Source organism: Heliomarina sp. (assembly GCF_052826185.1).
The window spans coordinates 17897-36381 of sequence record NZ_JBRBUI010000013.1; the positions used below are offsets into that span (position 1 = coordinate 17897).

General features: G+C 59.9%; 19 protein-coding genes. 11 read left to right on the forward strand and 8 right to left on the reverse strand.

Translation table 11 applies throughout. From position 1 onward, the window contains the following. The first annotated feature begins 16 nt into the window (after positions 1-16). The 4 genes from pqqB to pqqE are packed head-to-tail and all read left to right on the forward strand — an operon-like array spanning position 17 to position 3049. Complete coding sequence (pqqB, locus tag ACU0FH_RS02460) at positions 17-913, forward strand: pyrroloquinoline quinone biosynthesis protein PqqB (RefSeq protein WP_446193207.1); 897 nt, start codon at positions 17-19, stop codon at positions 911-913. Further along, a complete protein-coding gene (gene pqqC, locus ACU0FH_RS02465) occupies positions 910-1668 on the forward strand; it encodes a pyrroloquinoline-quinone synthase PqqC (RefSeq protein ID WP_446193208.1) in 759 nt (252 codons plus the stop codon). The genes pqqB and pqqC overlap by 4 nt, the downstream gene beginning before the upstream one ends. Beyond that, a complete protein-coding gene (gene pqqD / locus ACU0FH_RS02470; protein WP_446193209.1) occupies positions 1665-1943 on the forward strand; it encodes a pyrroloquinoline quinone biosynthesis peptide chaperone PqqD in 279 nt (92 codons plus the stop codon). Before pqqC ends, pqqD begins: the two co-directional genes overlap by 4 nt. Beyond that, entirely contained in the window at positions 1940-3049 is a 1110-nt protein-coding gene (gene pqqE / locus ACU0FH_RS02475; RefSeq protein ID WP_446193210.1) for a pyrroloquinoline quinone biosynthesis protein PqqE, read from the forward strand. Before pqqD ends, pqqE begins: the two co-directional genes overlap by 4 nt. A gap of 7 nt (positions 3050-3056) precedes the next feature. Here the strand turns inward: pqqE and ACU0FH_RS02480 are convergent, their stop codons facing one another. From ACU0FH_RS02480 to ACU0FH_RS02495, 4 genes are read right to left on the reverse strand one after another with little or no spacing between them, the layout of a single operon-like run. Continuing rightward, positions 3057-3611, reverse strand: a complete 555-nt coding sequence (locus tag ACU0FH_RS02480; protein ID WP_446193211.1) for a sarcosine oxidase subunit gamma — start codon at positions 3609-3611, stop codon at positions 3057-3059. A gap of 13 nt (positions 3612-3624) precedes the next feature. Next, positions 3625-6615: a sarcosine oxidase subunit alpha gene (locus ACU0FH_RS02485; RefSeq protein WP_446193212.1), complete on the reverse strand. Its 2991-nt coding sequence runs from the start codon at positions 6613-6615 to the stop codon at positions 3625-3627. Beyond that, complete coding sequence (locus tag ACU0FH_RS02490; protein WP_446193213.1) at positions 6612-6914, reverse strand: sarcosine oxidase subunit delta; 303 nt, start codon at positions 6912-6914, stop codon at positions 6612-6614. Before ACU0FH_RS02490 ends, ACU0FH_RS02485 begins: the two co-directional genes overlap by 4 nt. A gap of 12 nt (positions 6915-6926) precedes the next feature. Then, the gene (locus ACU0FH_RS02495) at positions 6927-8180 is read right to left on the reverse strand and encodes a sarcosine oxidase subunit beta family protein (RefSeq protein ID WP_446193214.1); all 1254 of its coding nucleotides are present in this window, start codon (positions 8178-8180) and stop codon (positions 6927-6929) included. A gap of 100 nt (positions 8181-8280) precedes the next feature. Here ACU0FH_RS02495 and ACU0FH_RS02500 point away from each other — a divergent pair, with 100 nt between their 5' ends. Beyond that, positions 8281-9315, forward strand: a complete 1035-nt coding sequence (locus ACU0FH_RS02500) for a GlxA family transcriptional regulator (RefSeq protein ID WP_446193215.1) — start codon at positions 8281-8283, stop codon at positions 9313-9315. A gap of 223 nt (positions 9316-9538) precedes the next feature. On the opposite strand, the gene ACU0FH_RS02505 is transcribed toward ACU0FH_RS02500, so the two are convergent. Genes ACU0FH_RS02505 through motA form a run of 3 tightly spaced genes read right to left on the reverse strand, consistent with a single transcriptional unit; the run spans position 9539 to position 11119 of the window. Continuing rightward, positions 9539-9973, reverse strand: a complete 435-nt coding sequence (locus tag ACU0FH_RS02505) for a hypothetical protein (RefSeq protein ID WP_446193216.1) — start codon at positions 9971-9973, stop codon at positions 9539-9541. Position 9974: 1 nt separating this feature from the next. Continuing rightward, positions 9975-10256 carry a hypothetical protein gene (locus ACU0FH_RS02510; protein ID WP_446193217.1) on the reverse strand — a complete coding sequence of 94 codons (282 nt, stop codon included), beginning with the start codon at positions 10254-10256 and terminating at the stop codon, positions 9975-9977. Continuing rightward, positions 10253-11119, reverse strand: a complete 867-nt coding sequence (motA, locus tag ACU0FH_RS02515; RefSeq protein ID WP_088634275.1) for a flagellar motor stator protein MotA — start codon at positions 11117-11119, stop codon at positions 10253-10255. The genes ACU0FH_RS02510 and motA overlap by 4 nt, the downstream gene beginning before the upstream one ends. 130 nt (positions 11120-11249) lie before the next feature. Between motA and ACU0FH_RS02520 the strand changes: the two genes are divergently transcribed. From ACU0FH_RS02520 to ACU0FH_RS02530, 3 genes are read left to right on the forward strand one after another with little or no spacing between them, the layout of a single operon-like run. After that, positions 11250-12251: a hypothetical protein gene (locus ACU0FH_RS02520; RefSeq protein ID WP_446193218.1), complete on the forward strand. Its 1002-nt coding sequence runs from the start codon at positions 11250-11252 to the stop codon at positions 12249-12251. Continuing rightward, the gene (locus tag ACU0FH_RS02525; RefSeq protein ID WP_446193219.1) at positions 12248-13594 is read left to right on the forward strand and encodes an FkbM family methyltransferase; all 1347 of its coding nucleotides are present in this window, start codon (positions 12248-12250) and stop codon (positions 13592-13594) included. The genes ACU0FH_RS02520 and ACU0FH_RS02525 overlap by 4 nt, the downstream gene beginning before the upstream one ends. 2 nt (positions 13595-13596) lie before the next feature. Continuing rightward, positions 13597-15450, forward strand: coding sequence for a hypothetical protein (locus ACU0FH_RS02530; RefSeq protein ID WP_446193220.1), 1854 nt, complete (start codon positions 13597-13599; stop codon positions 15448-15450). Here ACU0FH_RS02530 and ACU0FH_RS02535 read toward each other — a convergent pair. Continuing rightward, on the reverse strand, positions 15447-16109 hold the full coding sequence (locus ACU0FH_RS02535; protein WP_446193221.1) for a winged helix-turn-helix domain-containing protein: 663 nt from the start codon (positions 16107-16109) through the stop codon (positions 15447-15449). The two genes, ACU0FH_RS02530 and ACU0FH_RS02535, sit on opposite strands and share 4 nt — an antisense overlap. Positions 16110-16307: 198 nt before the next feature. Here ACU0FH_RS02535 and ACU0FH_RS02540 point away from each other — a divergent pair, with 198 nt between their 5' ends. From ACU0FH_RS02540 to ACU0FH_RS02550, 3 genes are all read left to right on the forward strand, one after another. Beyond that, positions 16308-16628 carry a MucR family transcriptional regulator gene (locus ACU0FH_RS02540; RefSeq protein WP_446193222.1) on the forward strand — a complete coding sequence of 107 codons (321 nt, stop codon included), beginning with the start codon at positions 16308-16310 and terminating at the stop codon, positions 16626-16628. A gap of 134 nt (positions 16629-16762) precedes the next feature. Beyond that, on the forward strand, positions 16763-17233 hold the full coding sequence (locus ACU0FH_RS02545) for a MucR family transcriptional regulator (RefSeq protein WP_446193223.1): 471 nt from the start codon (positions 16763-16765) through the stop codon (positions 17231-17233). 73 nt (positions 17234-17306) lie between these two features. Further along, complete coding sequence (locus ACU0FH_RS02550) at positions 17307-18299, forward strand: flagellar motor protein MotB (RefSeq protein ID WP_446193225.1); 993 nt, start codon at positions 17307-17309, stop codon at positions 18297-18299. The last annotated feature ends 186 nt before the right edge of the window (positions 18300-18485 follow it).

An 18485-nucleotide genomic window follows, 5' to 3' on the forward strand; every position in this document is an offset into this window, starting at 1 on the left:
CCGCGCGGAGGGCCTGATGGAATTCCGCGCGCGAATACTTGGTGCGGCCGCCGGAGGGGGGCTGCCGCAATGGAATTGCGGGTGCGAGAATTGTAATCTCGCTCGCGCTGGAAAGATCCCTTCGCAAACGCAGTCCTCGGTCGCTTTTACCGGCAATGGTAAGGACTGGGCTGTTCTGAACGCATCACCTGATATCCGACAGCAGTTCGCAGATTGTCCCGATCTGCACCCAACGGGATTGCGGACCCTCCCCCTGCATTCCGTACTGGTGACCAATGGTGACATCGACCACGTCGCCGGATTGCTGACGCTGCGCGAGATGCAACCTTTCAGCATATTCGCCACCAAGGGCATCCATGACGTGCTTGAAGAGAACCCGGTGTTCTCCGCGTTGAATGCCTCTGTTGTCCGGAGGGAAACCGTCAGCCTCGACACGCCCGTCGAAATCGCCCCGGGACTGATGGCCGAGCTGTTTGCCGTGCCCGGCAAGGTGCCGCTCTATCTCGAAGGCGATGAGGTCGAGACCGATATGATGGGCGAACAGACCGTTGGCGTGCATCTGCGCGCCGAAGATAAGGACGCCTTCTATATTCCGGGCTGCGCCCGCATGAACGACGACCTGCGCGAACGGCTTGCCGGTGCTGCGCTGGTAATGTTCGACGGAACACTCTGGGCAGATGATGAAATGGTACGCGCCGGGCTGGGCCAAAAAACCGGCAAGCGGATGGGCCATATGTCCATGTCCGGGCCTGATGGCAGCATCGCCGCCTTCGACGGGCTGAAAGTCGGCAATCGCATATTTGTCCATATGAACAACACGAACCCGGTGCTGCGCCCCGATTCAGAAGAACGCGCCAAGGCCGAGGCCGCCGGATGGACCATAGGTCGGGATGGAATGGAGATCACGCCATGACACAGGCACCCGCCTCACGTGAGGATTTTGAATCCCGGCTTCGCCAAATCGGAGCCGAGCGGTATCACGACAAGCACCCGTTCCACGACATGCTGCACGGCGGGAAATGCAATCCCGACCAGGTGCGCGCCTGGGTCATCAACCGCTATTACTACCAGCATTCGATCCCGATTAAGGATGCCGCTTTTATGTCCCGCGTCGAAGACCCGGACCTGCGCCGCATCTGGCGCAAGCGCATCGAAGACCACGACGGGACCGATGAAAACGAAGGCGGTATTCGCCGCTGGCTGCGGCTGGCAAGCGCGGTAGGTCTTGATCCCGATTACGTCGCCTCGACCAAGGGGGTGCTACCGGCCACGAAGTTCGCCGTCGATGCCTATGTCCGTTTCGTGCGCGACAAGACCCTGCTCGAAGCGGTGGCGGCATCGCTGACGGAACTCTTTGCGCCAAAGATCCATGCCGACCGGATCGAAGGCCTTCTGAAGAACTACGATTTCGCCGATGACAGCAGCCTCAGCTACTTTCGAAACCGCCTGAAAGAAGCGCCGCAGGACGTGGCCTTTGGCCTGTCATGGGTGCTGGATCACGCGGATACGGCGGAAAAACAGGATCAGGCCGCAGCGGCGCTGATCTTCAAGACCGATGTGCTCTGGTCGCAGCTTGATGCGCTCTACGGGGCCTATGTCGAACCGGGACGGATACCGCCGGGCGCATGGGTGCCGGGCGAAGGCATGGCACTGGCGCGGGCCTCATGATCGAAAAAGAAGACATACCCTTTCTGCCCCGTGGCGTACGTCTGCATTTTGACAAGGTTCGCGATCAATGGGTGTTGCTGGCCCCCGAACGCGCCGTGACGCTGGATCAGGTCGGTCAGGCGATCCTGTCGGAACTCGACGGCATCAGATCGTTCGGCACGATCACCGAAGATCTCGCCAGCCGCTACAATGCGCCCGCCGAGGAAATCGCCAAGGATACCGGCGGCTTTCTTGGTGCGCTGCTTGACCGCCGTTTTCTGGAGCTGCGCCAATGAACGCCCGTCCCCCCATTGCCATGCTGGCAGAGTTGACCCATCGCTGCCCGCTCTCCTGCCCCTATTGCTCGAACCCGATAGAACTGGCCCGGATCGACAGCGAACTGGATACAGAAACGTGGAAGCGTGTCTTTCGCGAAGCGGCCGAGATCGGCGTCCTGCAACTCCATCTCTCGGGCGGCGAACCGGCCAGCCGCCGCGACCTGACCGAGCTTGTCGCGGCTGCGCGCGAAGCAGGCCTTTACACCAACCTCATCACTTCGGGCATCGGTCTGACCGAACGCCGCCTGCGCGAACTGGACGAGGCCGGGCTGGATCACATCCAGCTTTCGCTACAGGGCACCGATGCGGCGATGGCCGACGACATTGGCGGCTACCGTGGCGGGTTTGACCGCAAGATGCAGGTGGCGGGCTGGATCAAGGAGATCGGCTTTCCCCTGACGTTGAACGCGGTCATGCACCGTCGCAACCTGCACCAACTGCCCCGCTCGATCGAGCTCGCAGTCGAAATGGGTGCGCGCCGGATCGAGGTCGCCACCGTGCAATTCCACGGCTGGGCGCTGAAAAACCGCGACACGCTGATGCCGACGATGGAACAGGCGCGGGAAACCGACGCCATCGTGACCGAGGCCCGCAAGCGGCTGAAAGGCGTGCTGGTGATCGACTACGTGCCCGCCGATTACCACTCGGACTATCCCAAACGCTGCATGGGCGGATGGGCGACCACAGGGCTGAACGTGACCCCGGACGGAGAAGTTCTTCCCTGTCACGCGGCGCAGACGATACCGCATCTGCAATTCGACAATGTGCGTGACAGTCACCTGCGCGACATCTGGTACGACGGATCGGCGTTCAACGCCTATCGCGGCACCGACTGGATGCAGGAACCCTGCCAAAGCTGCGACCGCAAGCTGAAGGATTTCGGCGGCTGCCGCTGTCAGGCCATGGCCATTGTCGGGGATGCGGCGGCAACCGATCCGGTCTGCATCAAGTCACCGCATCACGGGGCGCTACAGCTACAGGCCGACGCCCATGCCCATAGCGACCGCAAAGATCTGGTGCACCGCACGGCACCGGGAAAACCGATCCCGGAACCGGCGGAATAGAGTTGGATCAGGCGGCTTCGGCCGCCAGTTCACGGCACCCGGTATCGAGCAGCGCGAAAAGATGCGGCGCAAAGCTGTTCCAGACATCCATGCGAAAGCTGTTCTCGCCGTCACGCCAGATCAGCACGGTCGCGCCATCGAACACGGTCCGGCGACCGGTGCCAACCTCGATAGTGGCGATGTCGCGCGGACAGCCCAGCGTGAGCAGTTCTGCCGCCCGGACTCCTTCGATCACAAAGCTGACCTCACGTGCCGAAATATCGACGAGCGCATGCGGCAGCTCGGCATAGACCTTGGCGCAAGCCTCCGCGATCCCCGCCACGGCGCCGGTTTCGGTTTCCAGCTTCCATTCGTCGGGCCCAAGGCAGATCGCCTCAAGATTGCCTGCCGACACCCGCTGGCCGATCTTTTCGGGCAGGGTCAGGCCAAGCGCCGCGTTCAGCGGTGCAAGATCGCCACGGGCCCGCAGGGAAAGCCGCCCGCAGGGCGATGCCACGCGCACCTGCGCCGCCGAGGTTTCAACCAGCGCGAAGGGATCGAAAGAAGAAATTGGAGCGTTCATCATCGCCTCCGTTTCAGATTTTCAGACGGGCGTTTTCGGGATCAACAAAGATCGTCGAAGTGATCTTGGCCGCGATGGTCCGGTCGGGCATCGGGATATAGACGGTATCGCCCATCCGGTTCTGCCCCCCCTGAACCAGCGCCAGCGCAATCGGCTGGCCGACCTCTTCGGATTCGTAGGAAGAGGTGACATGGCCAACCATCGTCATCGGGATCTGCTGTTTCGGGTCGAACACGATCTGCGCGCCCTCTTCCAGCTTCGATCCGTCTTCGGTCAGCAGGCCCACGAACTGCTTGCGGCCTTCGGCAACAAGGTCAGGGCGGGCCAGACCGCGCTTTCCTACAAAGTCCGGCTTTTTCTTGCCCACTGCCCAGCCCATGCCGCAGTCATAGGGCGTAACCGTCCCGTCGGTGTCCTGACCGACGATGATATACCCCTTCTCCGCGCGCAGAACGTGCATTGTTTCCGTGCCATAGGCCGTCATGTCATACTGCTGGCCCGCTTCCCAGAGAGTCTCCCACAGCTTGCGACCCATCGGGGCAGGCACGTTGACCTCGAACCCGATCTCGCCGGTAAAGCTGACCCGGAACAGACGTGCAGGCATACCTGCCACGGTGCATTCCACGCATGACATATGCGGAAAAGCCTCTTCGGTCAGCGTCACGCCCTCGACAAAGGGTTGCAGCAGCTTGGCCGCGTTGGGACCGTTCAGCGCGATGGTCGACCACTGCTCGGTCGTCGAGGTCAGCCAGACGTTGAGATCGGGCCATTCGGTCTGAAGGTAATCCTCCATCATGTTCAGAACCCGCGCCGCGCCACCCGTGGTGGTGGTCACGTGGAAACGGTCCTCGGTCATGCGACCGATCACCCCGTCGTCGCGGATATAGCCGTCATCGCCCAGCAGCAGGCCATAGCGGCAGCGCCCCGGCGCCAGCTTGGTCCACGGGTTCGTATACATGCGGTTCATGAATTCGACCGCATCGGGGCCAACGACCTCGATCTTGCCAAGGGTCGAGGCATCGAAGATGCCGACGCTGGACCGGGTGGCCTTGCATTCGCGACGTACGGCGGCGTCCATGTCCTCGCCCGGCTGGGGGAAGTACCATGCCCGGCGCCACTGGCCCACGGGTTCGAATACCGCGCCGTTTTCCTCGGCCCAGGCATCAATCTGGGTCTTCCGCGTCAGTTCGAAATGGGCCCCACGGTGATATCCTGCAAACGCCCCGAAGGAAGTCGGCGTATAAGGCGGGCGGAAGGTCGTAAGTCCCACCTGCGGCTGTTTCTTGCCAAGCGCATCCGAAGCGATATTGAGCCCGTTAATATTGGACATCTTGCCCTGATCGGTGGCCATACCGTTGGTGGTATAGCGCTTCACATGCTCGATGGAACGCATGCCCTCGCGCACCGCCAGCCGCAGATCCTTGGCCGTCACATCGTTCTGGTAATCAACGAAAGCTTTCGCCTTGCCGGGGCTGCGATCCGTTGGCAGTTCCTTGTGCGAAACGCCGGTGCCCGTCCGGTCCGCTTCAACCGCATAGGCCACCGCATTGCCGGTGACGCCAAGCGCGTCGGCCACGGCACGGCCCTTTTCGGCCCCGTCCGTCAGCGCCGCCTCGATCCCCCAAAGACCCCGGCTGGCCCCCGCGATCACGCAGTCTTCGGGCGTGACATCGGGCAGAAAGGTCGTGCGATCATCGTCCCACGCCAGCTTGCCCTTGGTATGCGAGAACAGGTGCAGCGACGGCGTCCAGCCGCCGGACATGAGCACGGCATCGCAAGCGATCTTTTCCCCTGCGCCGACCGTATCGCCACTGACTGGGTTCACCCGGATCGAACTCACCCGCAGGCGCCCCGAGGTGGCCGTGGCGGTGTGCGACAGCTTTACCGGAATGCCCAGCGATTTCGCCTCGCTGACCAGCTCATCACGCACGCTGCCGCGCGTATCGACAATGGCCTGAACCTTGGCACCGGCGCGTTGCAGATCGAATGCCGCATACCACGCGGAATCATGGCAGGTGAGAACGACAGGACGCTTGCCGACCAAAACACCATAGCGGTTGAGATAAGTCTGCGCCGATCCGGCCAGCATGACGCCGGGACGGTCATTGCCGTGGAACACCAGCGGCTTTTCCAGCGCGCCCTGCGCCAGCACGACCTGCCGCGCCCGCACGCGCCACAGGCGTTCGCGCGGAGTGTCGGCGGGCAGTTCCGCCAGGTGATCGGTCAGCTTTTCGCAAAGCCCGATCATGTTCTGGTGGTAATAGCCAATCGCGGTGGTGCGCGTCATGATCCGCACGCCCATCTCGCGCAGCGCGGCCAGTTCCGACGCGAGCCAGTCCCAGGCAGGTTTACCATCGATCTTCGCCTGCGGTTCGGACAAAAGTGTGCCACCGGTCTCGGCGTTTTCATCAACGAGGACAACGCTGACGCCCTTTACGGCCGCTGCCCGAGCTGCCGCAAGACCTGCGGGACCGGCACCCACGATCAACACGTCGCAATGCAGGTTGCGCGAGGCATAGGTATCGGGGTCTTCCTCGGTCGGGCTGACGCCCAGACCCGCAGCCGCGCGAATAAAGGGTTCGTACACCTTATCCCAAAAGCTCTTGGGCCACATGAAGGTTTTGTAATAGAACCCGGCCGAAAACAGCATATAGGCCGCGTCATTCACTGCGCCGACATCGAATTTAAGGCTCGGGTACTTATTCTGCGAGCTTGTCTCGAGACCGTTCCAGATTTCCTGCACCGTTGCACGGGTGTTCGGTTCGAACCGCCCTGCCCCACGGCGGGTGCCGATCAGCGCGTTGGGTTCCTCGGATCCCGCAGCGACCGCACCACGGGGACGGTGATACTTGAACGACCGGCCCATCAGGTGAACGCCATTCGCCAGCAGGGCAGAGGCCACCGTGTCGCCCTTGAAACCCCGATAGGTGGCGCCGTCAAAGGTAAAGGTCACAGGCTGGGTGGAGTCGATACGGCCCCGGCCGGAAACGCGGTATTCGCTCATTTCACCTCTCCCGTCAGAGTCTCGAGATCCGGACGCGGCGCGCCCGCCTTGTAGGTGGTCAAGAACCGGTCGCTGACCGTATCACGGACAGCGTTGAAGAACCGCCCGCAGCCATGCAGATGGCGCCAGCGTTCGTAATGCGGCCCCTTCACGTTCGAACGGATGAACAGGAAGTTTTCCCATTCCTCGTCAGTCTGTGCCGAGGGGTTCTCGGGCCAGATGATATGGGCCTGACCGGCATGGGCGAATTCGGCCTCGGGGAGGGTTTCTTCGCAATAGGGGCAATGGATCAGCAGCATGGTCGGTAATCCTCAATGCGCAACGGCGGCAGCGGCGGCTTCGTCGATCAGACGGCCGGTACGGAAACGCTCAAGCGTGAAGGGCGCGTTGATCGGGTGCGGTTCGTCCTTGGCAATGGTCCAGGCAAAGGTATGCGCCGCGCCCGGCGTGGCCTTGAACCCACCCGTACCCCAACCGCAGTTGACGTAAAGGTTTTGAACCGGTGTCTTGCCAAGGATGGCGGACCGGTCAGGCGTCACATCGACAATGCCGCCCCATTTGCGCAGCATCCGCATGCGGTTGAAAATCGGGAAGATTTCCGTGATCGCCGCAACCGTGTGCTCGATCAGCGGAAGCCCGCCGCGCTGCGAATAGCTCGTGTATTGATCGGTACCAGAGCCGATCACCAGCTCGCCCTTGTCGGACTGGCTGATATATGCATGGACCGCGTTCGACATCACGACGCAGGGAAAGATCGGCTTTACCGGCTCGGAAACCAGTGCCTGCAGAGGGTAGCTCTCCAGCGGCAGACGCACGCCCGCGCTGTCCATCACGACCGAGGTATGCCCGGCGGCGGATACGGCGACTTTCTTGGCCTTGATGAAACCCTTCTCGGTATCGACACCGGCCACCGATCCATCGACATTCCGGCGGATCGCCGTCACGGCACAGTTCTGGATGATATCGACACCACGCGCGGCGGCCCCACGGGCATAGCCCCACGCGACCGCATCGTGACGCGCGGTCCCTGCCCGCTCCTGCAAGGCACCGCCCATGACAGGATACCGCGCCTTGTCCGAGATATTCAGCGGCGGGCAGTATTCCTTGCATTCTTCAGTTGTCAGCCAGCGGTTATCAACACCGTTCAACCGGTTTGCATGGATATGCCGCTTGAAGCTTTGGACGTCATGCACGTTATGCGCCAGCATCAGCACGCCACGGTTCGAATACATGACGTTGTAATTCAGCTCCTGGCTCAGGTCCTGCCAGAGATCGACCGCGTGATCGAACAGCCGCGCGCTCTCGTCATAGAGATAGTTCGACCGGATGATCGTCGTGTTCCGACCGGTGTTGCCGCCCCCAAGCCAGCCCTTGTCGATCACGGCGATATTGGTGATGCCGTGCTGAGTCGCCAGGTAATAGGCCGCACCCAGACCGTGCCCGCCTGCCCCGACGATAATCACGTCATATTCGTTTTTGGGCTGGCTGTCGGGCCATTGCTCGGTCCATTTCTTGTGACCGGAAATGGCATGTCGCAACAGATTGAGAGCATTGAAACGTGTCATCTGCGAGCCTGTTCTTGAGGGGAAGACTGAAAGAGCCTGCTACCGTTTTATGACATTCCCGCACTGGACATTTGCGTCTGTCCGAGTGAATATTTGCGTCATGCCCGAGGTTCGTACCAAGAAGCGGCTGAGTGTCGCCTTTCTCCTTGCCGATCGCTTTACGCTTTCGGCCTTTGCAAACTTTGTAGACGTGCTGCGCCTTGCCGCGGACGAGGCCGACCGCTCGCGTCCGATTCTCTGTGAATGGTCTGTTCTATCGGCGGATATGACCCCGGTTCCGTCGAGCTGCGGCGTCAAAGTGCAACCGGATACGCGGCTGCGGCAGGCCGGTCATTACGACTACATCGTCGTGGTCGGCGGTCTGATCGGCGATCACAATACGCTCGCCGGGGAGGAACTGCGGTTTCTTCAGGAGCGGGCAGCAGAAGGCGTACCGGTTGTCGGATTATGCACCGGTGTTTTCACCCTGCGCGAGGCCGGGCTGCTTGAAGGGTACCGGTGTTGCGTCAGCTGGTTCCACCATCAGGACTTTCTGGACCGTTTCGAGAGCCAGCAACTGGTGTCGGACCAAATCTTCGTCGTGGACCGGGACCGGCTGACATGTTCCGGCGGGCATGGGGCGGCGCATCTCGCCGCCTTTCTCGTCGAGCGCCACATCGGACAGTCCGCCGCCACGAAAAGCCTCAACATCATGATGATCGACCGGGCGCTGAGCGGTGAAAAACCGCAGCCCGGTCAGCAATCCCTGCGCCAGCCCCGGGACGCACTCGTGAAAAAAGCGATCCTCAGGATGCAGCAGAATATCGAAACGCCGCTTTCGGTCTCGGATCTCGCCAAAGGGCTGGGCGTCGGACGGCGGTCGCTCGAACGACGCTTCCAGAAGGATATGAACCTCGCCCCGTCGCGCATCTACCTCGAACTGAGGCTCGAGCGCGCGCTTTTGCAACTGCGCACGACGCAGGAAACTGTAACCGACATCGCCCTTGCGACCGGCTTTTGCGACGCACCCCATCTTGCCCGCGCCCTGCGCGCCGGACGCGGACTTGGCCCGCAGGAATACCGCCGCGCGCAGGTGGGCACCATCACCGGCGAGGAACCCCCCGTTGGGGTCCTGATGCCAACAAACGCAATCTGACTGGCGAGATATCAAGAGAACTTTCACCGGACTTCCGGTGCCGCTGTTTTCTCCAAACTCCATCCATGGACGAAGGCAAAATAAGAATTTTCAAGCCCTTCGCATCAGCGCGTCATCAATCGCTTGTTAACTGAAATTGGCCCGCCCACGCCGAAATGTCATACGGGAGGTGTACAGGGGGTGTACGGATATCATACAGCCTGTGCCCCGGTTTTGGGCCGCCTCACCGGCTGCGTCCACGCTTGCGCCACCATTGATTCAGGGCCTGATCCGCGTTCTCGAACTCCTCGGCCTGTTCAACCTGCTGCCGCAGCCGCGCCTCGGCAGCCTTGCGCACGGATTCATAGGTTTTCATCTCGCGAAAGGCCAGTGACATGCGGTTTTCGATAGCCCGCAGATCGGGATCGATCCGCGCACGATCGCGCTCGGCACGGCCGATTTCGCTGCGCAGCGATCGGACATAATTGCCCAGATAAGGCACGAGTGACGGGTCGGAATTGTAACTCGCCGTCTGCGACTGTTCGAGCAGTTCCTCGCGTCGGCGCTCCAGCCTGTTGGCCTCGCTGCGCAGCCGTCCCATCTCCTGTGCCTCGGCTTCCATCTCGTGCCGCTTCAAACGTTCAATCAGACCCAGCGCCCGGATGCGTCGCGCTTCCATGTCAGTGACCAGAGGCCGGTTTGGGAGCTTCCTGCTCCTCAGGCTCCTCTTCCAACTGCCCGGTTTTAATGAGGATTTTTCGGCGCATGTCTTCCAATATCGTGCTGGGGAACCGATGTCGGGCGGCGGGCATCGTCGTCTCATAAGTCGGTGGCGAAGGGTAGGTCACCGCCGGTTCCTCGGGCGCATCCTCTGCGCTTTCCTCGGGCGCCGGCGCCGGACCAGCGGCCAGGGCCGCCCCGGCCCAGAGCAATCCGGCCAGCGCGGCGCACGTCAGTTTCATGAGACCGAAAGCTCTTTCTGCGACGCTTCGACAGCGTAGAAGTCGGGCTGCATCCGGGTCGGGATATTCCCGCGACCGATCTCGACGCAGATGTTGGGCGAATGGTTCGCAACGATGGCCACAAAGATATCGCGGATCACGTGGTAGAACGCGCCGTCTTCGTCCTCGATCTGTTTGAGACGACCGGAGATTGGCTGCACCATGCAATAGGCAAGGAACACGCCAAGGAAGGTTCCGACAAGCGCGCCGCCGATCATACCGCCAAGCACCTCTGGCGGCTGGTCGATCGAAGACATCGTCTTGATCACGCCGAGAACAGCCGCGACGATCCCGATCGCGGGCAAACCGTCCGCCATCGTCTGGATCGCATTTGCCGAAGCTAGGGATTCATGGTGATGCTTCTTGATCTTGCGATTGATGATTTCCTCGGTCTGGAACTTGTCATCGAACTGCATCGACAACATGCGGAAACTGTCGGTGATCAACTCGGTCGCAAAATGATCCTTCTGGATCTTGGGATAGCGCTTGAAGATCTCGCTGTTGCTCGGATTCTCGATATGGTCATCCAGCGCAAGGATGCCTTTTTGCTTATAGATCCGTGCGAGTTCGTACATCAGGTTCAGCAGATCCTGATAGTCGGCGGCTTTCCATTTCGATCCTTTGATCACCCGAAGGATACCCGCGATGCTGCTTTTGATAACCGAAAAGGAATTAGCGATCACGAAAGCGCCGATGGCGGCACCCCCGATCATCATCCCTTCGAATGGCAGCGCGTGGAGCACGATATCCATCTTGCCGCCGGACAGCATGAAGCCACCGAAGACAAGCCCGAAGACGAGAGCAAGGCCAAGGAATAAAGTCATCTACACATCCGTCTGAACAAGTTGCCCGCAGGCGTTGTTGTACTTTCATGTATAAGATAAAGATAATTGACTTCCATACAAGTATAAACAAGAATAGTTTGTGGAACAATTTCAATCTCGGCGAGCAAAAATGGATAGCGACGATTTCTTTGCCTATATCCTGGACAGCGACCTGGTGCAGATCGCCCTGCCCGACTGGCCGGCCCGGATGTCGCTTGCCGTTTGCCTGAGCGCAGATGGCGATTGCAAAATGATCGTCGGCCAAAGCGACGAGCCCGCAAAACTTCTGACGCGGGTCGCCAGCGTCATCGAACGCCCCGAGCGCAGCTTCAAGGTCGCCCCGCAGGTCGAAGGCTGGCCAACTCGTGCGGTGCGGTTCTCGGAAGAGCAGAACATCCTGCACCTCGTCTCCGAAGCGCAGCATCTGGTTGAAATCGCGGAAGAGTTTGCCAAGGATCCTAAGCGCGCCGAGGCGAACGCAAGTGAAGAGGTAACACGCGAAGAAGTCGCCCGTACGGTTCGCCGTCGCCTGAACCTCGCCCTTGTTGCCAACCGCAATATCGCGAAACCGAAAGCCGCCGAGCCTACTGAATCGAGCGAAGGCATGCCCGCCGGATTCGCCTCGCTCAAGGCGCCAAGCCGCCGCGACTGCCAGTTTTCCACCGGCCATATCGGCGGCCACGGCAAGATGATCCGGGTCATGCTGCTGCCGGATCAGGTCTCGATCCAGACCGCGCCCGCCAAGGCGACCACCATCGGCTTCAGCTCGGATTTTAGGCATTTCTTTCTGCCGCGCACCGTGCTCAAGGGCTGGAAAGCCGGTCAGGCCGCGATCATCGATATCGATCCCGAAGACTTTCCCCCTGCCCTGCGGGCGGTCTTCCTCAAGCAGCGCTTCATGATCGATGCAACGGTTACCTCGGAGGGCGTGTTCCTGACACACGGCCTCGCTGTGCCCGCAGAGACACCGGCGACCGCCGTACCCAAGCGTCGGTCCCGTCTACCTCTGCGGGCGGCAGCGGTTGCCGCGCTGGCCCTGATCGGTGCCGGTGGCGGGCTGGCGACCCTCGCCGTGCAGCAGGACGCCAACCATATCGCCGAGATCGATCTCGCGTTCTGGGACGACCAATGAAATGTGCGGTCATTACCCCGGTAGGTCCGGGGCACAAGACCCTTCTCGCTGAAAGCTGCGCGCCTTCGATCGCGCAGGCCAAGGCATTCGGACAGGGCCCGTTCGAAGCAGTCGACCATCTGGTGATGGATGACACAAAGGGCGAACACGGTCGCTCGAACAGGCGGAACGAGGCGCTGCAGCAGGCGCTTAGCGGCGGATACGAATGGGTTTTCTTCCTTGACGCCGATGACGTCATGACCCCCAACGCCCTTGAATCCTTTGGGGCGGTTCTTGCGGGAGAGCCCGATCTTGATGCGATCTGGGGCCTAATCTGCACCTTTGACGAAGCGGGCAATCCCGAATTGCGAGAAGGCCAGCCCGAACGGATCGACAGCCGCGAAGCCCTTTTGCGGGTCGCGCCCTATCTCTCGCTACAGATCGGCGCCTTCATACGCACCGAATGGGCGGCAAAATTCGGGTTCGACCCCGACATGGATACGGGCGAAGACTTCAAATTCTACTATCAGCTCTGGGCCAACTGCCGCTGCGCCAAACGCCCCGAGATCTTTTTCGTCAACCGGCGCGGCCAGCATTCCGGCGGCCCGCGCGGCGCGACGGGGGCGGACTGGTCAAAATCCGTGCATGAGCAATGGGCCGAACAACTTGACCAAAGCCCCGTCTGGGCCGAGATTCCCGACGGCGGCGACGTGCCGGCAAGGATGCGCGTCACCAACCCGCGCGACCTTATTCAGGCGGCGCATCTGCGGGGAGAATTCTTCGAACAGGATTCTCTGGCCAAGCTCAAGTCGCTGCTGAAAACGGAAAAACCATCCATCGTCGAGGTCGGTGCAAATATCGGGAACCACGTCGTCTGGTATGCCCGGCATCTCGACGCATCCCGTATCTTTCCGGTCGAACCCAACCCCGAGGCGCTGAATCTGCTGGAGCAGAACATCGATGCCAACGGCATTTCCGAACGGATAGACCGGCGCGGCTGGGGTCTTGGCGCGGGACGGGGCGAGGGCCGTTTCTCGGCAGTCACCGACGATGCCGACAACCTTGGCGCCACCCGGCTTGTCGCAAGTGACGAAGGCGGGATCGAAACCCGCAGCCTCGACGAGCTTCTTGGGCAGGATCATGTCGATTTCATCAAGATCGATGCCGAGGGCATGGAGATGGACGTTTTGGCCGGGGCAATGTCGCTGATCGAGCGCGACAAACCGGTGATCTGGATCGAGGTTCTGCGCGCCAACATGATGGATTTCGTTCAGGGCTGGTGCCGCAAGGCAGGGTATCGCGTCGTGGACAGCACCGCCTACATGAATACCGTCGATTATTTTGCTATTCCGAAAGGTTCCTGACCATGCAAAGCGCCGCGCCAAGTCGCAAGGATCGTCGCGCCCAGATGGCCAAGGCGGCCCGGATCTACGGAATCAAGGGGCAGGAATCACTGGACCTGCACAACGCCTATAACGCACTGGCGCGGGGCGAAATCGCCGAGGCCGTCAGGCTGTCGCATCCGATCACGCAGAACCATCCAACCAACCACCACGCGTGGGTCGTAATGGGCGGCGCGGCGCTTGGGCAGCGTGAAGGCAAGACGGCACAGTCCTTCTTTACCCTCGCAGGTCAGATCCGGCCAAAGGATCCGGTGGTTCTGGCCGGACTGGCAAAATCGCATGTTCTGCAGGCCCAGGTCGAAGAGGCAGTGCTCTTCGCTGCACAAGCCCTCAACGCCGGAAGCGACGATCTTGGGCTGGCGGGGATCTATCTTGATTTCATGTCCCGGCTCGGACGGCGGCTGGCGGCGGCCGAGGTTCTGACACCCGTCGCCCATCGCCTCAAGAACGCCGATCTCAGCTTCCGCCTTGCGGAAATGCTGGTCGAAGCCGAAGAAAACGGCAAGGCGGCGCCATGGTATGAACAGGCGTGGCAACTCGATCCGGCACCGGAAAAGTATAAGATCGGTTATCTCCGTGCGTTGGTGATCCAGTGCCGGTTTGACGAAGCAGAAAAGCTGGCGCTCGATCTTTTGGACAAGGTCGAAGATCGCGATTCCGTGGTCGGCCTCTACCTTCTTCTTCTGCGCAGTTCGCGCCGCTATGACGAGGCCGAGAAGCTGGCGGAAGAGAACGATTTCAAGACGCCCGAAGGGTATGCGCTCGCCCGTGGGGTGATGGCGAACATCCATCAGGACCGCGCCGAATGGGACGAGGCAGACGCCGCCTATCTCGAAGCGATTCACGTCACCGGTGACGGCGGCAACATCAACAAGGCCTACGGCGTTTTCCTTTTTCGGTCAGGGGATTACGCCAAGGGTGCCAAGTATTTCGAACGACGTCTTAGCGACCAGCAACGCGCCCGGCTGCCCGCCGCGAATGCGGCGCCCGAGAACCTGTCGGGCCTGAGCCGCGTGACATTGATGGCCGAACAGGGGGTGGGCGACCAGCTGGCGCTCCTGTCTCTGTTGCCGCTTGCGCCGATCGCCAAGGGCGTACCCGTCCGCTTTGTTTCAGAGACGCGATTCAAGCCGCTTCTCGCGGATAACGCGCTGAATGTCGAACATGTGGACATGGACGAATTCACCACCACGGCACAAGAGCTTAACCCAAGCGAGCTGGTCTATGTCGGCGACCTCACCCGCTATCTCGACGGTGCTGGCAAAAGCGATTGGACCGGCAACTTCTTGCGCCCCGATCCCGCCCGTATCCAGATCCTTCGCGACAAATATGCCGAGATGGCACAAGGTGCGCCCGTCATCGGCGTAGCGTGGAAAAGTGTCAGCCTTATCGGTCTCTTGCGCTCCATGGAATTGGCAGAACTCGTCGATGCCCTCCCCGAGAACGCGCTGCTGGTGAATCTGCAATACGGCGAGACCACCGCCGATATTAAAGCCGCGCTTGGCCGCCGCCCCGACCTGCGGATCATATCCGATGACACGGTTGACCAGATGCAGGATCTCGCCGGTTTCGCCACGCAAATCGCCGCGCTGGATCATATCGCGACCATCGACAACACGACGGCGCATATGGCCGGGGCCATCGGACACCCTTCGACGCATGTTCTTATCCCCACCGGGGCGGAATGCATGTGGTACTGGGGCGATCAGCCGGGCGCCGATCCATGGTACGGCACTCTTAACCTGCATCGCCAAGAAGTTTCCGGCGACTGGAGCGTGCCGCTTGCGGTACTGAAAAGCGAACTTTCCGCAAGCTAATCCGGCTGTTTGACCTCGAACATGTATCCGGCCGAACGGATTGTCTGGATCGCGTAGAGCCCCTTGAACGTATCCCTGATCTTGCGCCTGATTCTGCCGATATGAACGTCGAACCGCCGATCCTGATAATCCCACTCGCGCCCGTAGAGATGCTGGGAAAGCTCATCCCGGGTCACGATCCGGCCCATGTGAGACACCAGAACGCGCAGAACGCGCTGCTCTGCCGGAGTCAGGTCAAGCTTGGCAATCAGCGGGTCCGCATCATTTCCGGATCTGGCGCTTTTGGGCGCAATCCACATCAGTCGCCGGGCAAGCCGCGCGTCGAATTCAGCCTTTCTGAACGGCAACCGCACAACATCGTGAGCGCCGGCGGAAAAGGCCCAGGCAACGCTCGCCTCTGAATCCACATGATCAATTGCAAGGATCAGACACCCGGGAAACACGAGACGCAGCCGGGATATCAAAAACAGCGGCGCATCCGTTGGTTGTGTCACCGCGATCACGGCAAGGTCGAGCGGCGGCAGCTCATCGAAAAGCGTCTGAAGAGACGTCTCGTCAGGGTTTTCGATGATCGCCTGCTGCCCTGCCTCGGCAAGACCGGCGAGGATCTGGTGTCGACGGGCATCGACCGGATCAACGACAATAGAAATGCCAGACATGGTCAGCCCCCTAAGATTTGCGCAAATAGAGTGTATCTGGCGATGGAACAATCATAGCTTGAAAACGTTTTATTTATGCCGTCGATGAACAAAAATATCCAACTTTTTGAATTATTCTTAACCCAGCACCCCTAAATCAGATTTGAACATACACAAAGGTCGTGCCTGAAAAAAGGCAGACCGAACGGAGGATGATGCATGACGGTCAGAACTGTCAGGAAAATTTGGCAGAAACTGATCGCAGCGCATCAGAGTTGGCGGTTTTGCATTAGCGGCCGTAACCTTAATGATTCCAATCACTTCTCCGTAGAAGACGGGGTGACAGACAATTTCCTGATCTGCCTGGAAACCGGAACAAGGCATGTCCTGCTCAGGCGGCATATTGCCGAAACCTTGGGCATGACGCCAGCGCAGTACCGCCGACGCTGGGGGCTTCCTGACGACTATCCTATGATCGCCCGTTCCTATTTGCGTCGGCGCCATGCAATAAAAGAGTCATCGTATGAACAACACGAGTAACTTATCAAGAATTGCCAACATCACCGAAAGATGTTTGGCCATGATGACAAAGATAGTGGTAAAGCGTTCGAATCTAGGGCACACTTTCAACCATAGATTTAGTTGCCACGAAACTTCGTTCCGGAGACAACACAATGAGTGATAGTAATACCAAGAATTTTTTCGACCAAAACTCCAACGAATTTATGAAAACGCAAATCGTTTCTGCCTATGCGGGCCGGTCCGATGTCTCAGTTGACGACATCATGAACCTGCTGGCGCGCCTGACCGAATTCGTCAACGGCGCATCACCCTCTTCTGCTACAGCTGCGCCAACCGCTCCATCTCAGGTTGAACCAGCTGTGCCATTGGACAAGGCTATTACCAAAGATAAAGTGTTCTGTCTTTGCTGCGGCAAAGGATTCAAGATGCTGAAACGCCATCTTGGTGCGGAGCACGGCCTGACCGAGGCTGAATATCGTACGATGTTCAGCCTCCCGGATGATCTGCCGCTTGTTGCGCCCAGCTACTCCAAGAAAAAAGCCGCTTACGCAAAAGAAGCCGGGTTTGGCAAATACTCTCGCGAAGGCCGAGCCGGCGCGGGCAAAAGCGAAACGATCACGTAACAATTTTCGTCTCCCCGGCGACCGGTCCGCGAGAGACCGGCGCCCGGGTGACGATTTGTCGAGCAGGTAAGCAATGTCCAACGAACCCATCATCATAAAACGTGTCGAAGAAGATTCGCACGACGGGCACCATGGCGGTGGCTGGAAAGTCGCCTATGCCGACTTTATGACCGCGATGATGGCGTTCTTTCTGCTTCTGTGGATTCTCGCCGCATCGGATGAGGAAAAACTGCGCGGACTCGCTGATTACTTCACCCCGTCGCTCTCGGAATCGGGCGGACGCGGCGATGGCGTGCTCGGCGGCGAAGTGCTGGGACCGGATGGCGTGCTCAGCGGGACAGACGGACCACAAAGCGAAATCCAGCTTCCAAGTTTTGGACAGGAAAACCCCCTGTCAGTTTTCGACAGCCGCATCGAGGCCGAGCCCGAAGTGATCGTCGAATACGAGCCTGCCGCAGAAAATATGCGGGACGGTGCGGAAATTGCCGATGAACCGCAGGAACAGACAGAGGTTCCGGGCGATCAGGCGATGCCCCCGGATATGACCGAAATTGTTAAAGCGCATGATCAGCGTGAACGTGACCTCGACGAGATCGAGCAGATGATCAGCGAAGCAGTTCGCGGCCAGCCGGAACTGATCGATCTGATGAAGAACATCAACTTCGAACGCACGCCGCAGGGGCTTAACGTGCAGATCCTCGATCAGGAGGGACGCTCCATGTTCCCGCGCGGCAGTTCGCGTATCGAGGACCACACCCGCGAATTGATCCAGATCGTTGGAGATGCAATTTCGGACATGCCGTATCCCGTTACCATTTCCGGCCATACGGATGCGGTGCCTTTCAGCCGGGCGTCGGGTTATTCAAACTGGGAACTTTCCGCAGATCGCGCAAACGCGACGCGACGCGTGCTGGTCAGCAATGGAATTAATCCCGCGCGGATCGAACGTATTTCCGGCATGGCAGATACCAAGCTGTTGTCGCCCGAAACACCCGATGCGCCACAGAACCGCCGTATCGACATTCTGCTCGCTTATCCCGATCCGATGCCAGGCTCTCTCCCATAGGCGGAAATCCCGCATCTTCTCCTTCCGGGCGAGCGGATGATCAATGGAAACGTGGAATTCCGCCCCTTATCCACAAAAAACTGGTGTCAATCCCAAGAATTGTAAACGCTTGTTTTCACAACTAATGCGGGTTTCCGGCGCTACAATTTCAAGGCATAATTAAGGCAGCCTCCCCTTCCCAATTAA